The following is a 14,457-nucleotide window of genomic DNA, read 5'->3' as shown; positions in this document are numbered from 1 at the left end:
CGCGGCGCCTTGCAGTCTAGCGTCGCCCGTAATTCCACACCCCCGGGTGGCGAGGGGGCCGTTGCCATAGACTCCAAGGGGAGATTCACCCGTTCACTTCCGGTACCAAAGGAGCTGCCGTGGTTCAGTTCGAAGTTCCCGCCGTCGTCCCCGCAGACGCACAGGCGAATGTCACCGACCTCCTGGTCGACCGTGTGAAGAAGACGCCCGACATGGCCCTCTTCGCCGTCCCCGAGGGCGCGGGCTGGCGCGACATCACGGCCAAGGAGTTCCACCGCCAGGTGGTCGGCCTCGCCAAGGGCTTCATCGCCGCAGGCATCCAGCCGGGCGACAAGGTCGGCTTCGTCGCCCGCACGACGTACGAGTGGACCCTGGTCGATTTCGGCCTCTTCTTCGCCGGTGCCGTGATGGTCCCGATCTACGAGACCAGCTCTCCTGCGCAGATTCAGTGGAACATGTCCGACTCGGGCGCCATCGCCATCATCCTGGAGTCGGCCGACCACTTCGCCCGCTTCGACGAGGTTCGAGGCGACCTCCCGCTCGTCCGCGACGTGTGGCAGCTGCATCTGGGGGCGGTCGAATCGCTCACCGAGCACGGCAAGGATGTCGCCGACGACGAGGTTGAGCGCCGCCGCAACATCGCCGACGGCGCCGACATCGCGACGCTCATCTACACCTCGGGCTCGACCGGCCGCCCCAAGGGGTGCGTGCTGACGCACAGCAACTTCGTCGAGCTCTGCCGCAACTCCGCCGTCGCGCTCAACGAAGTGCTCACCGTCCCCGGCTCCTCGACGCTGCTGTTCATCACGACGGCGCACATCTTCGCCCGGTTCATCTCGATCCTCGACATCCACGCCGGCGTCAAGACCGGGCACCAGCCAGACACCAAGCAGCTGCTGCCGGCCCTCGGCTCCTTCAAGCCGACGTTCCTGCTGGCGGTGCCTCGTGTCTTCGAGAAGGTCTACAACTCGTCGGAGCAGAAGGCGGAGGCCGGCGGCAAGGGCAAGATCTTCCGCTCCGCCGCGCACGTCGCCGTCGAGCACTCCCGCCTGCTGCAGGACGGGAAGAAGATCCCCCTGCTGATGAAGCTGCAGTTCACGCTGTTCGACCGGCTGGTGTACAGCAAGCTGCGCGCCGCGATGGGCGGCCGGGTGCAGTACGCCGTCTCCGGATCCGCTCCCCTCGGGCCGCGTCTCGGGCACTTCTTCCACAGCCTGGGCATCACGATCCTCGAGGGCTACGGCCTCACCGAGACGACCGCCCCCGCAACCGTGAACCTCGCAACGAAGTCCAAGATCGGCACCGTCGGACCTGCCCTCCCCGGCGTCGGCGTGCGAATCGCGGATGACGGCGAGATCGAGGTGCGCGGGATCAACGTCTTCAAGGAGTACTGGCGCAATCCCGAGGCCACCGCGGCGACGTTCGACGGCGACTGGTTCAAGACGGGAGACATCGGCGTATTCGACGAAGAGGGGTTCCTCACGGTCACAGGTCGCAAGAAGGAGATCATCGTCACGGCGGCGGGCAAGAACGTCGCACCGGCCGCGCTCGAGGATCCGATCCGCGCCAACCCGATCGTGAGTCAGGTGGTCGTGGTGGGCGACCAGAAGCCGTTCATCTCGGCGCTGATCACCCTCGACTCCGAGATGCTGCCGACGTGGCTCGCCAACAACGAGCTGCCCGCCGACATGTCCCTGGAGGACGCCGCGAAGAACGACAAGGTGCGCGCGGAGGTGCAGAAGGCGATCGACATCGCGAACAAGCACGTGTCGCGGGCGGAGTCGATCCGCAAGTTCAAGATCCTCTCCACCGAGTGGACCGAGGCCAGCGGCCACCTGACGCCGAAGATGTCGATCAAGCGCAACGTCATCATGGAGGACTTCGCGTCCGAGGTCGACGCCCTGTACAACGAGCCGGTCACGACGACGAACGTGCCGCTGGGCTGAACCGGCCCTCACCGATTCGGCGGATCTGATGCGGCCCGGTGTGATCGGGCGGTAGGCTCGAGGAAAGGCCCCGAGGCGCGATGCGCTCGGGGCCTTTCTCGTGGGTCGGCGCTCCATGAAGTCGGCGACCGACTGCGCCGCGCTCAGACCTGGCGTTCACCTCATCCCTGGTAGCCCGGCGCGCATGTTCTCTGATCGGCTGTTCAAGTCTGCGCGAACCCAGACGCAGACTTGAGTACCCCATCGGCCCTCAGGGGACGCCGCCGTGGTGCTCCCCCGGGATCCGGGCCGGCGTGCCTGCACAACGGCTGATGCTTTGGACGACACGCCGAGTCCGGCGCATCCGCTCGGCGTGTCGGAGCCCGAGATCCGCCGTTGTGCTCGGCATCGGAGCGAGCTGCGGACGCAGGCTTTTCGGCCCGCCGTGAGACCTGCTCAAGTCTGCGCGAATCCAGATGCAGACTTGAGCAGCCGAATCGCCGACAGCGGAGCCTCCGCGACACGCCGGGCGGGAAGCGCCGACGGCGCGCCCAGGCGAGCCACGCGACACACGCCCGGTCCGACCGACCGTAGGGGCGCCAACCCCCGAACAGCAAACGCGCCTCAGAACCAGGCGCTCTCCCGCACCTCGCGCATCGCGACGCGGCGCGTTTCCGGCGCAAGGCGCTCGAGGTAGAGCGTGCCGTCGAGGTGGTCCGTCTCGTGCTGCAGCGCCTGAGCCATGAGGCCCTCGCCCTCGAGCACGATCGGCTCTCCGTCGAGATCGATTCCTTCGACGCGCGCATACGGGTGTCGCAGGGCATCGTGCCAGAGGCCGGGGACCGAGAGGCATCCCTCCCCGACGGGCTCCGGCTCGCCACGAAGCTCGACGATCCGGGGATTGAGGACGTACCCGATGTCGCCGTCGATGTTGTAGCTGAAGGCGCGCAGCGCCACGCCGATCTGCGGTGCCGCGACACCGGCACGGCCAGGAGGTTCTACCGTGTCCACGAGGTCGCGCACCAGCGCCCGGATGCCGTCGTCGATGCGCTCGATCGGCGCGCTGGGCGCGCGCAGCACGGGATCGCCGAAGAGGCGGATGGATCTGACCGCCATGGATCAGGCGGCTGCGGCGGGCTGGCCGCGGAGTCCCTCGACGACCTTGGCCGCGAGGGAGCGTGCGGCGAGGCGCGTCGCCGGCTGCAGGTCGCGGAACGAGATCGCACTTCCGGCGGCGATGAGCGGGTCGTACGGGATGCGCACGACATCCCGCACACGGCTCTCGAAGTGCCGCTGCACCTCGTCGAGTCGCACGACCGGTGCGCCGGGCGATGCCTGGTTGAGCACCACGACGGCGTTGCGCACCTGCTCGCTGTACCCGTTGGCCTCGAGCCACGTCAGCGTCTCGGACGCCAGGCGCGCTTCGTCGATGCTGAGCCCGGCGACGATCACGAGCTGATCGGCGAGGTCGAGCGTCGCACCCATCACGGAGTGCACGATGCCCGTGCCGGTATCGGTCAGCACGATCGAGTAGTAGTGCGCGGCGACCTGCGCGACCTCACGGTAGTCCACGTCGCTGAAGGCCTCGGAGACGTGCGGGTCGGTGTCGGACGCAAGGATGTCGAGGCGCGTCTCGTCGCGGGCAACGATGTTGGAGATGTCGTTGTAGCCGAAGATCTGCGAGCGGGCGCGCACGAGATCGCGCACGGTCTTGCCGCTCGGCCGCGCGATGCGGTCGGCGAGGGTGCCACGGTCGGGGTTTGCGTCGACGGCGATGATGCGGTCATCCCGGGCATCGGCGAGGGCCATGCCCAGCAGGGTCGTTACCGTGGTCTTGCCGACGCCGCCCTTGCGCGAGAGCACAGGGACGAAGCGAGCACCCCCCACGAGCGGCTCCGCGATCCGTGTCGTCAGAATCTTGCGGTCCCGGGCCCGCTTGCTGTCGCCGAGATTGATCCGGCGGCCTGACAGGGAGTACAGCAAGTGACGCCAGACGCCCTCGGGCTCGGGCTGCACCAGCTCCTTGTGCTCGAGAAGGCGGTCGGCGGTGAGCAGGTCCGGCGTCTCGCGGCCGGCCGCGTTCAGGTCGCCCAGTCGCTTGGACGCGAGCGTGATGTCGTGCCGAAGCAGGGGCCGCACGACCTCCTGGCGCGACTGCTCTCGAACGGCGGGCGCGGGTGCGGGCGTCGACCCCACGGGCTGCGCGGCAACGGGCGCCTGGGCGATGGGGACCGGTGCGTCCTTCTCTTCGTCCACTGTCTCCTCGATCTCGGACTCGATGGGCTGGGGTTCGACGGTAACCGACCCGGCGGCCTGCCAGCCAGACCCCTCGAACTGCGGACTGGGCGGTGCTGCGATCTCGGCGGCCGAGTCGGGCAGCGGTGCGTCGCTCGGGAGCTCGATCACGATGTCGGCGGTGTGGATGTCCTCGTGCGGCTCTCGAGCGATCTCGAGGTGTTCGCTCGCGACCTCGCCGCCGTCCGCCTCGCCACCCTCGACATCGCCGTGGAACACCTCGGCGCCGTCCTCCAGGGAGCTGACGGACTCTCCGACGACGTAACCGTCGTCGACGGTCTCGTCGTCGGCGTACTCGTCGTCATCATGCTGCACGGGAAGCGATACGTCGACGTGCGACGTCGACGCGCCGAGGATGTCGATCCCCGTCGTGTCGAGGCCGCCGGTGTCGCCGAGGACACCGTTGACTTCATCGTCCATCGGCTCAGGATTGTTGCGATCGGGCATCACGAGGTCCCTCCCCAGGACTCCGGCGAGTGTGTCTCGCCGGGTCAAGGCTAATGCGAGGGGCGGATGACGACCAAAAGGTCGCCGGCGTCCACCTGCTGCGTCGCCCCGAGGGCGAGCCGCTCGACCACACCGGGGACGGGTGCCGTGATGGCCGCTTCCATCTTCATCGCCTCGATCGACGCGACCGGCTGCCCGGCCACGACGACGTCGCCCACGTCGACCTTGAGCGTCACGACGCCCGAGAACGGCGCGGCCACCTGACCGGGTTTGGAGGTGTCCGCCTTCTCCGCCTCCCGCACGTCGACCTGGATGCTCCGGTCCCGCACGAAGACGGGTCGCAGCTGTCCGTTCAGCGTGGTCATGACCGTGCGCATGCCCTTGTCGTCGGCCGCCCCGATCGCCTCGAGCCCGACGAAGAGTCGCACCCCGCGCTCGATCTCGACGACGTGCTCCGTCCCCTCGGCGAGCCCGTACAGATAGTCCACGGTGTCGAGCACGGACAGATCGCCGAAGGCTTCCCGTACCGCCTCGTAGCTCTTCGTGGGGGCCGGGAAGAGCAGCCGGTTGAGCGTCCCGCGCCGCGATGCGGCGTCGCCGGCGAGCCCGGCGGTGTCGGCATCCGTGAGCGGAGTGACGCCGATCTTCACGTCGCGCCCGGCGAGCACCTTGGTGCGGAACGGCTCGGGCCATCCGCCGGGCAGGTCACCGAGTTCACCGGCCATGAAGCCGACCACGGAGTCCGGCACGTCGTACTTCTCGGGGTTCGCCTCGAAGTCGGCCGGATCGGCCTTGACCGCCGCGAGATGCAGCGCGAGGTCGCCGACGACCTTGGAGGAGGGCGTCACCTTGGGCACGCGCCCGAGGATGCGGTCGGCGGCGGCGTACATGTCCTCGATCAGCTCGAAGTCCTCCGACAGCCCGAGCGCGATCGCCTGCTGCCGCAGGTTCGAGAGCTGGCCACCGGGGATCTCGTGGCGGTAGACCCGGCCCGTCGGACCCGGCAGGCCCGACTCGAACGGGCGGTACAGGTGCCGCACGGCCTCCCAGTACGGCTCGAGGTCAGACACCGCGTCGAGGTCGAGGCCCGTGTCGCGCTCGGTGTGCGAGAGGGCGGCCACGAGCGACGACAGCGACGGCTGGCTGGTGGTGCCCGACATCGGCGCGGCCGCCGCGTCGACGGCATCCGCCCCCGCCGCCGAAGCCGCGAGCAGGGTCGCGAGCTGGCCGCCCGGGGTGTCATGCGTGTGCACGTGCACCGGAACGTCGAACCGGTCGCGGAACGCCGAGACGAGGGCGGATGCCGCGGCCGGCCGCAGCAGGCCGGCCATGTCCTTGATCGCCAGCACGTGGGCGCCGGCATCGATGATCTGCTCGCCCAGACGCAGGTAGTAGTCCAGCGTGTACAGGTTCTCGGCGGGATTCAGCAGGTCGCCGGTATAGCAGACAGCGACCTCGGCGACCGCGGTGCCCGTCTCGAGCACCGCATCGATCGCGGGGCGCATCTGGGACACGTCGTTGAGCGCATCGAACACACGGAAGATGTCGACACCGGTGGCGGCGGCCTCGCGCACGAAGGCGTCGGTGACCTCGGTCGGATAAGGGGTGTAGCCGACGGTGTTGCGGCCGCGCAGCAGCATCTGGATCGCGATGTTGGGGAGCGCTCCGCGGAGCTTCTCCAGGCGCTCCCACGGGTCCTCCCCCAGGAACCGCAGGGCTACGTCGTAGGTGGCGCCACCCCATGCCTCGACCGACAGCAGCTGCGGAGTCATCCGCGCCACATGCGGAGCGACGGCGAGCAGGTCCTTGGTGCGCACGCGCGTCGCGAGCAGGGACTGATGCGCGTCGCGGAACGTCGTGTCGGTGACGGCCAGCGCCTTCTGGGCACGGAGATCCGCGGCGAAGCCGGTGGGGCCGAGCTCCAGCAGCCGCTGGCGCGAGCCGGCGGGAGGCGGCGTCTGCAGGTCCACCTTCGGCAGCTTGATGCGCGGGTCGACATGCAGCGGGTTCTCGCCGTTCGGCTTGTTGACCGTGACATCCACCAGCCAGTTCAGCATCCGCGTGCCGCGGTCCTTGGACTCGCGGCCCTTCAGCAGCTGCGGGCGTTCGTCGATGAAGGAGGTGCTGACATCGCCCGCGATGAACGACGGGTCATCCAGGACGGCCTGGAGGAAGGGGATGTTGGTGGATACCCCGCGGATGCGGAACTCGGCCAGCGCGCGGCGCGCGCGGGCGACAGCGGCGGGGAAGTCCCGCGCCCGGCAGGTCAGCTTGGCGAGCATCGAGTCGAAGTGCGGGCTGACCTGCGATCCGGCGGCCGTGGTGCCGCCGTCGAGGCGGATGCCCGCGCCGCCCGGAGAGCGATACGTGGTGATCTTGCCGGTGTCGGGCCGGAAGCCCTGCGTCGGGTCCTCGGTCGTGATGCGGCACTGCAGGGCCGCGCCCCGCAGCCGGATCTCATCCTGCGCGAGGCCGAGTTCGCTCAGCGTCTGCCCCGCGGCGATGCGCATCTGCGACTGCACGAGGTCGACGTCCGTGACCTCTTCGGTGACCGTGTGCTCCACCTGGATGCGCGGGTTCATCTCGATGAAGACGACCTCGCCGGTGCGCTCCCCCGCTGTCTCCAGCAGGAACTCGACGGTGCCGGCGTTCTCGTAGCCGATGGACTCGGCGAAGGCGACGGCATAGCGGTGCAGGTCCTGGCGCACACCGTCGTCGAGGTTCGGCGCGGGCGCGATCTCGATGACCTTCTGGTGCCGGCGCTGAACGGAGCAGTCGCGCTCGAAGAGGTGCACCGTGTGCCCGGTCTTGTCGGCGAGGATCTGCACCTCGACGTGCCGCGGGCGCACGACGGCCTGCTCGAGGAACATGCGGGCGTCGCCGAACGCGCTCGCCGCCTCCCGCATCGCCTCGGCCAGCGCGGGGGCCAGCTCACCCTTGGATTCCACGCGCCGCATGCCGCGACCTCCGCCTCCGGCGACCGCCTTCGCGAAGATCGGAAAGCCGATGTCGTCCGCCTGGGCGACGAGCGCGTCGATGTCGTCCGAGGCCTCCGTCGAGCGCAGCACCGGGACTCCGGCCGAGATGGCATGGTGCTTCGCCGTGACCTTGTTGCCGGCCATCTCCAGCACGGATGCCGGTGGTCCGATGAACGCGATGCCGTTGGCGGCGGCCTTCTCGGCCAGCTCGGGGTTCTCGGAGAGGAACCCGTAACCGGGGTAGATCGCGTCCGCGCCGGACTCCTTGGCGACGCGCACGATCTCGTCGACGTCGAGGTACGCCCGAACGGGATGCCCCTTCTCGCCGATCTGATACGCCTCGTCGGCCTTCAGCCGGTGCAGCGAGTTGCGGTCCTCGTAGGGGAACACGGCGACGGTGCGCGCCCCCAGCTCGAAGGCCGCGCGGAACGCCCGGATCGCGATCTCTCCACGATTGGCGACAAGGATCTTGCGGAACATGCACACCTCTTGAGGCTCGGCGCGAGTCGTCTTCGTTCTCGGCGGGGCGGGGCTGAGTGTGCTCTCAGCCTAGGGGACGGTAACGTGGTCTTTTGTGCACGTACTCAGCGTCAGCTCCCTCAAGGGAGGCGTCGGCAAGACGACGGTGACCCTGGGCCTCGCATCAGCGGCTTTCGCCCGTGGGGTCCGGACGCTCGTCGTCGACCTCGACCCCCAGTCGGACGTCTCCACGGGCATGGACATCCAGGTTGCCGGCCGCCTGAACGTCGCCGACGTGCTGGCGAACCCCAAGGACAAGATCGTCAAGCAGGCGATCACCTCGAGCGGCTGGGCCAAGGTGCACCCCGGCACGATCGACGTCATGATCGGCAGCCCGTCGGCGATCAACTTCGACGGCCCGCACCCGAGCGTGCGCGACGTGTGGAAGCTCGAGGAGGCCCTCGCCACCGTCGAGGCCGACTACGACCTCGTTCTCGTGGACTGCGCCCCGTCGCTGAACGCCCTCACCCGCACGGCCTGGGCCGCAAGCGATCGCGTGATCGTCGTGACCGAGCCCGGACTGTTCTCCGTCGCCGCCGCCGACCGCGCGCTGCGCGCCATCGAAGAGATCCGCCGTGGGCTCTCCCCCCGCCTGCAGCCGCTCGGGGTCGTGGTCAACCGCGTTCGCCCCCAGTCGATCGAGCACCAGTTCCGCATCAAGGAGCTTCGGGACATGTTCGGCCCGCTGGTGCTGTCGCCCCAGCTGCCGGAGCGCACGTCGCTCCAGCAGGCGCAGGGCGCGGCGAAGCCGCTGCACATCTGGCCCGGCGACTCCGCGCAGGAGCTCGCGGCCGACTTCGACGCGCTGCTCGACCGCGTCATGCGCACCGGCCGCATCCCTGTCCCCGCCGAGATCGGCGGCCGTACCGGCCCGCCGGCGCTGTACTAGGCCGTACGCGCCGCGCGACGAGCGGAGAGCTCGTCCACCGACTCGGGTGCCTGCGCGTCGAAGTCGACGAGCGTCGACTCGACCTCCCGCAGCACCTTCCCGACGGCGATGCCGAACACGCCCTGACCGCGGCTCACCAGGTCGATGACCTCGTCGTTCGACGTGCAGAGATACACGGACGCACCGTCGCTCATGAGCGTGGTCCCCGCAAGATCACGGATGCCCGCGGCGCGCAGCTGATCGACGGCCGTGCGGATCTGCTGCAGGGAGATTCCCGTATCCAGCAGCCGCTTGACGAGCTTCAGCACGAGGATGTCGCGGAAGCCGTACAGCCGCTGCGACCCGGAGCCCTTGGCCCCTCGCACCGTGGGCTCGACCAGCTCGGTGCGGGCCCAGTAGTCCAGCTGCCGGTATGTGATGCCGGCGGCGCGCGCCGCCACCGCACCGCGGTAGCCCACCTCGTCGTCCATGTCGGGCAGTCCGTCGGTGAAGAGGAGATCTGCGGCGAACTGAGGTTCGCCGGCTAGTTCGCCAGCTTTCATGCTCGCGTCCTCCTCATCGGGTCGGGGTAGGTTCCACGCTAGATGAGCGACAACCACTGGGCAACGACATCCGCCCGGCGCGTTGGGCGTGTCGCGCAAGACGATCGAAATCCGGTCCCTAGGACACGATACGCCCGAGGGCGTTCTTCACGAAGATCGCCCGCACATCGTCGAGGCGATGTGCGAGTTCCGGGGCGAGCTCGCTCGCCTTGGCGCGGGAGCCGGCATCCGTTCGTCGCAGCAGCGCCGACAGCGCCGACTCGATCAGCGCCACCTCCCGCTCGGCGCTCTGGCGCATTCCCCGCAGGTGCCGCGGCTCGATGCCGTGGCGGTCGAGGGCGACGAGCGCGCGCAGCAGCGACACCGCCTGCTCGTCGTACGACTCCGCGGCCGTCAGCACGCCGGTGCTGATCGCGTCGTTGAGAAGCTGAGGCGCCGCACCGGATGCCGCGAGCAGGTCCTCGCGGCGATACCGCCGCGCCGCGGGGACGATGGACGGCGGTGCCAGCGAGGCCGGCGTGGCCGGCTCACGACCCGCATCGACGTCGGCGAGGTAGTCGCGGATGACGCTGAGCGGCAGGTAGTGGTCGCGCTGCAGGGTGAGCGCCAGCCGCAGCCGGTCGAGGTCGCCGAGCGAGAACTTGCGATACCCGGACTCCGTGCGCGAAGGCGTGATGATGCCCTGCACTTCGAGGAAGCGGAGCTTGGATGTCGTCAGCTGCGGGAACTCCGGCGTCAGGCGTGCGAGCACTTGACCGATGCTGAGAAGCCCCGCGGACGATGAACGTGCGCGGGCGGAAGCGGCCGGCATCAGCCGTCCGCGGCCTGAGTCAGGTCAGCGGGCGACGAGAAGAAGTTGAGGCGGAACTTGCCGATGCGCACTTCGGCACCGTTGGTGAGCACCCCACGATCGGCACGTTCGCCGTTCACGTAGGTGCCGTTCAGCGATCGCTGATCGATGATCTCGAACGTGTCACCCGTGCGGGTGATCTCCGCGTGGCGTCGCGAGACGGTGACGTCGTCGAAGAAGATGTCGGCCTCGGGATGCCGGCCGACGGTCGTCACGTCCGTGTCGAGCAGGTAGCGGGCACCCGCCGTGGGTCCCGAACGAACGAGCAGGAGGGCGGACCGGGCCGGCAGAGCTGTGATCGCCTCGATCTCCGTCGTGGTCAGCTCGCTGCCGAACGGCACGAAGGACAGATCGGAATCATGGCCGAACGTCTGGGTGGTGTCGCTCGAACCAGCACGCGAGTCCCCGGGGACGTCGGATTCGCGCTTGATGTCCCGCGACTCGGGACGGTACTCCGCATCTGACACGCTCAGCCTCCTATCCAGCCCAGCCTATCCGATGGGGCTCCGCCGGACACCCGGCGGATGCCGGAAAACGGGGCCACGACTATGTTTCGTCGTGTGTCAGCGCGAGTGCTTCGGGGCCCGATTCCGCATACTGTGGCGGAAATCGACGCTATCGCGAAAGGACCCTCCCGTGTCTAGCCCTCTCCACCCGATTCCCGCCCTCCAGGTGCGTGAGCGTGTGGAATGCATGTGCGAGCACGGCGGAGACTGCACGGCGTTCGCGCCGGGTCACGGCATCCACCTGATCCAGGCCCGCCTCGCGTCGGCGACGCCGACCGAGTGGGTCGATGCGATCGTCGAACGCGTGCACGCGGAAGCCGGAGTGGTGCACCTGCGCACGCTCGACGGCGAAGAGATCGCCCTGTGGAACGGCGCGGGCGCGGCACGCGCGGTCTCGGGCGGCACACCGGTCTCGCTGCACGACCGCTACCACGTGCTCGCCGTCGGGACCGCGCGCTTCAACGTGCTGCGCGGCTGACGCCCAGCCGGTCGCCGAGCCCGTCGGGGCGCCGACCCTTCGACAAGCTCAGGGACCGGCGCGGTTCTTCAGGGACCGGCGCGGTTCTTCAGGGACCGGCGCGGTTCTCCAGGGACCGGCGCGGTTCTCCAGGGACCGGCGCGGTTCTTCAGGGACCGGCGCGGTTCTTCAGAGACCGGTGGCTACGCCATCGCGCTCATCGAGTTCTTCATGGCCATGCAGGCATCCATGCACGCCTGGCACGCCTGAGCGCACATCCGGCAGACGTCGCTCATCTCGGCGTGCTTCATGCACTCGTCCATGCACGTCTTGCACATGGCCATGCAGGCGTCGAGCATCGCCATCATGCTCGCCATGTCCATGCCCATCGGGCGCATCATCGCGCGCATCATCGTGTTGCACATGTCGGCGCAGTTCATGCACATGGCGGCGCAGGACATCATCGAGCCGTCCATCTGCTGAGCCGAGCACACCGTACACGCCTGCTCGCAGGCCGAGCAGGCGTCCATACAGGCCTGCATGACGGCCATGTCCATGTTCTCCATGCCGGCCATCGGCATCATGCCCTTGGACATCATGCCCATCATCATCGAGTCCATGTTCGCTCCTCCGATTGTTCCCCGGAGCGGCTTCCCCGCTCCTGATCGGCAGGTTACTCCGCGGCTCCCGCCGCGTCACCACCTCATCGCGATGCTCAGCCCGAATTCACAAGGTCGTCACACGGGTCGGGCCCGGCGGGCGGGGAACGGCCCGCGGACTAGGCTCGACGGGATGTCTGCACACACCGAATCCCTCGTCCGCAGGCCGCTTCGCGGCATCCGTTCTCTGGCCCTCGCCGGGATGCTGGCCCTCGGTGGGGCGCTCCTCTTCGCCTCGCCCGCGTTCGCCCACGACGAGCTCGTCTCCTCCGATCCTGCCGCCGGCTCCGTGCTGACCGAGGCGCCGGCCGCTGTCATGCTCACCTTCAGCGCGGAGCTCACGACGGGAGAAGGCGCGACCGAGGTGCAGGTGCTGGATGCTGCGGGCACGGTCGTCAATGACGGCGACGCGCTGACCGAGGGAACGACGGTCACGCAGCCGCTCTTCCCGGACCTCGAGAACGGTGCGTACCGTGTGCTCTGGAAGGTCGTCTCGGGAGACGGGCACCCCATATCGGCGGAGTTCGCGTTCACCGTCGAGGCGGCGCAGCCGGTCCCCACCGCGACGCCGTCGGAGAGCGCGACCCCGTCGGCTGAGCCGAGCGAGGAGGCGACAACCGCCCCCGCGGTGACAGAAACCCCCCTGCCGGTAGAAGAGGCCGATTCGTCGGCAAGCCTTCCGTGGGTGCTGTTCGGCATCGTGGGCGCCGCGATCCTCGGAGGGGTCGTCTATCTGCTCGTTTCGCGGTCCAGGCGCCGGCGCGATACCGAGGCGATCCGGGCATCGCAGGCCGCGTCGCTGACCCCGTCCTCCCCAGCCGCCGGCACGGGTTCGGCCTCCGGCGAACCCGAATCCGCGCCCGACACCGACCGATAGGCTGAGAGCATGCCTCACTACGACGTCGTCATTCTCGGCGCTGGCCCCGGCGGGTACGTCGCGGCCGTTCGCAGCGCCCAACTCGGCCTCTCCGTCGCGATCATCGAAGAGAAGTACTGGGGCGGTGTCTGTCTCAACGTGGGGTGCATCCCCTCCAAGGCCCTGCTCAAGAACGCCGAGCTCGCGCACACGTTCGCGCACAAGGCGAAGCTCTTCGGCATCTCGGGCGAGGCGACCTTCGACTACGGCGCCGCGTTCGATCGCAGCCGCGTGGTCGCAGACGGACGCGTCAAGGGCATCCACTTCCTGATGAAGAAGAACAAGGTCACCGAGTACGACGGCCGCGGGACGTTCACCGACGCGAACACGATCCAGGTCGCCAAGTCCGACGGCTCGTCCGAGACCGTCACGTTCGACAACGCGATCATCGCGACCGGTTCGTACGTGCGCCTGCTGCCCGGGGTCACGCTGAGCGAGAACGTCGTGACGTACGAAGAGCAGATCATGGAGCGCGAGCTGCCCGGCTCGATCGTCATCGTGGGCGCCGGCGCCATCGGCATGGAGTTCGGCTACGTGATGACGAACTACGGCGTCAAGGTGACGATCATCGAGTTCCTCGATCGGGCGCTGCCGAACGAAGACCCGGATGTCTCCAAGGAGATCGCCAAGCAGTACAAGAACTACGGCGTCGACATCCTCGTCTCCACCAAGGTCGAGACGGTCGTCGACAACGGCGGTTCGGTGACGGTCACTTACACGGCTAAGGACGGGTCGAAGGGCTCGATCGACGCCGACAAGGTCATGATGTCGATCGGCTTCGCTCCGCGGGTCGAGGGCTTCGGCCTCGAAGCGACCGGCGTGAAGCTCACGGACCGGGGCGCGATCGCGATCGATGACTACATGCGCACCAACGTTCCGCACATCTACGCGATCGGCGACGTGACCGCGAAGCTGCAGCTCGCCCACGTGGCGGAGGCGCAGGGGGTGGTCGCCGCCGAGACGATCGGCAAGGCCGAGACCATGCCGCTGGGCGACTACCGCATGATGCCCCGCGCCACGTTCTGCTCCCCGCAGGTGGCCTCGTTCGGCCTCACGGAGCAGCAGGCCAAGGACGAGGGCCACGAGATCAAGGTCGCGACGTTCCCGTTCATGGCCAACGGCAAGGCGCACGGTCTGGGCGAGCCGGTGGGCTTCGTCAAGGTGATCGCGGATGCCGAGCACCTCGAGCTGCTCGGCGCCCACATGATCGGACCGGACGTCTCCGAACTGCTGCCGGAGCTGACGCTGGCCCAGAAGTGGGACCTGACGGCGTTGGAGCTGGCCCGAAACGTGCACACCCACCCGACGCTCTCGGAGGCTCTGCAGGAGACCTTCCACGGCCTCGCGGGGCACATGATCAACTTCTGACAGAGCGGCCGGGCGAGGCGGACGGTTCCTCTGCCCGCTCGCGTCTCACGGTCTCGCGCGAAGTGCCGCCGGCTCTCAGGTTCGGCCCCGGACCTGAGGCCGTGAC

The 14,457-nt window shown here is 68.7% G+C and carries 12 protein-coding genes; 5 read left to right on the top strand and 7 right to left on the bottom strand.

All coding sequences use genetic code 11. The features are described from left to right. The first annotated feature begins 119 nt into the window (after positions 1-119). Positions 120-1,946 (top strand): AMP-dependent synthetase/ligase, encoded by a 1,827-nt coding sequence (locus tag ACLQ2Q_RS03240; protein ID WP_425817878.1) that lies wholly within the window; start codon positions 120-122, stop codon positions 1,944-1,946. A gap of 603 nt (positions 1,947-2,549) precedes the next feature. On the opposite strand, the gene def is transcribed toward ACLQ2Q_RS03240, so the two are convergent. The 3 genes from def to ACLQ2Q_RS03225 all read right to left on the bottom strand — a co-directional run bounded on the left by def (position 2,550) and on the right by ACLQ2Q_RS03225 (position 8,125). Continuing rightward, a complete protein-coding gene (gene def, locus ACLQ2Q_RS03235) occupies positions 2,550-3,041 on the bottom strand; it encodes a peptide deformylase (protein ID WP_425817876.1) in 492 nt (163 codons plus the stop codon). 3 nt (positions 3,042-3,044) lie between these two features. Beyond that, positions 3,045-4,640, bottom strand: coding sequence for an AAA family ATPase (locus tag ACLQ2Q_RS03230; RefSeq protein WP_425817874.1), 1,596 nt, complete (start codon positions 4,638-4,640; stop codon positions 3,045-3,047). A gap of 77 nt (positions 4,641-4,717) precedes the next feature. Next, a complete protein-coding gene (locus ACLQ2Q_RS03225) occupies positions 4,718-8,125 on the bottom strand; it encodes a pyruvate carboxylase (RefSeq protein ID WP_425817872.1) in 3,408 nt (1,135 codons plus the stop codon). A gap of 94 nt (positions 8,126-8,219) precedes the next feature. Here ACLQ2Q_RS03225 and ACLQ2Q_RS03220 point away from each other — a divergent pair, with 94 nt between their 5' ends. Further along, positions 8,220-9,053: a ParA family protein gene (locus ACLQ2Q_RS03220; protein ID WP_425817870.1), complete on the top strand. Its 834-nt coding sequence runs from the start codon at positions 8,220-8,222 to the stop codon at positions 9,051-9,053. Here ACLQ2Q_RS03220 and ACLQ2Q_RS03215 read toward each other — a convergent pair. The 3 genes from ACLQ2Q_RS03215 to ACLQ2Q_RS03205 all read right to left on the bottom strand — a co-directional run bounded on the left by ACLQ2Q_RS03215 (position 9,050) and on the right by ACLQ2Q_RS03205 (position 10,876). After that, on the bottom strand, positions 9,050-9,595 hold the full coding sequence (locus ACLQ2Q_RS03215) for a MerR family transcriptional regulator (protein WP_425817868.1): 546 nt from the start codon (positions 9,593-9,595) through the stop codon (positions 9,050-9,052). The genes ACLQ2Q_RS03220 and ACLQ2Q_RS03215 overlap by 4 nt on opposite strands. Positions 9,596-9,713: 118 nt before the next feature. Then, positions 9,714-10,406 (bottom strand): MerR family transcriptional regulator, encoded by a 693-nt coding sequence (locus ACLQ2Q_RS03210; RefSeq protein WP_425817866.1) that lies wholly within the window; start codon positions 10,404-10,406, stop codon positions 9,714-9,716. Further along, the gene (locus ACLQ2Q_RS03205) at positions 10,406-10,876 is read right to left on the bottom strand and encodes an FHA domain-containing protein (protein ID WP_425818611.1); all 471 of its coding nucleotides are present in this window, start codon (positions 10,874-10,876) and stop codon (positions 10,406-10,408) included. Before ACLQ2Q_RS03205 ends, ACLQ2Q_RS03210 begins: the two co-directional genes overlap by 1 nt. Before the next feature lie 205 nt (positions 10,877-11,081). On the opposite strand from ACLQ2Q_RS03205, the gene ACLQ2Q_RS03200 reads away from it, so the two are divergent. Beyond that, positions 11,082-11,429, top strand: coding sequence for a hypothetical protein (locus ACLQ2Q_RS03200; protein WP_425817864.1), 348 nt, complete (start codon positions 11,082-11,084; stop codon positions 11,427-11,429). 182 nt (positions 11,430-11,611) lie between these two features. Here ACLQ2Q_RS03200 and ACLQ2Q_RS03195 read toward each other — a convergent pair whose 3' ends face one another. Then, positions 11,612-12,028 (bottom strand): hypothetical protein, encoded by a 417-nt coding sequence (locus ACLQ2Q_RS03195; protein WP_425817862.1) that lies wholly within the window; start codon positions 12,026-12,028, stop codon positions 11,612-11,614. Between the two features lie 172 nt (positions 12,029-12,200). Between ACLQ2Q_RS03195 and ACLQ2Q_RS03190 the strand changes: the two genes are divergently transcribed. Both ACLQ2Q_RS03190 and lpdA read left to right on the top strand, forming a co-directional pair. Then, positions 12,201-12,944, top strand: coding sequence for a copper resistance protein CopC (locus tag ACLQ2Q_RS03190; RefSeq protein WP_425817860.1), 744 nt, complete (start codon positions 12,201-12,203; stop codon positions 12,942-12,944). Between the two features lie 9 nt (positions 12,945-12,953). Beyond that, entirely contained in the window at positions 12,954-14,351 is a 1,398-nt protein-coding gene (lpdA, locus tag ACLQ2Q_RS03185; protein ID WP_425817858.1) for a dihydrolipoyl dehydrogenase, read from the top strand. Positions 14,352-14,457: the final 106 nt, after the last annotated feature.

Source organism: Microbacterium sp. DT81.1 (genome assembly GCF_049844955.1).
GTDB lineage: Bacteria > Actinomycetota > Actinomycetes > Actinomycetales > Microbacteriaceae > Microbacterium.
This window is presented reverse-complemented; position numbering and strand designations above follow the sequence as displayed.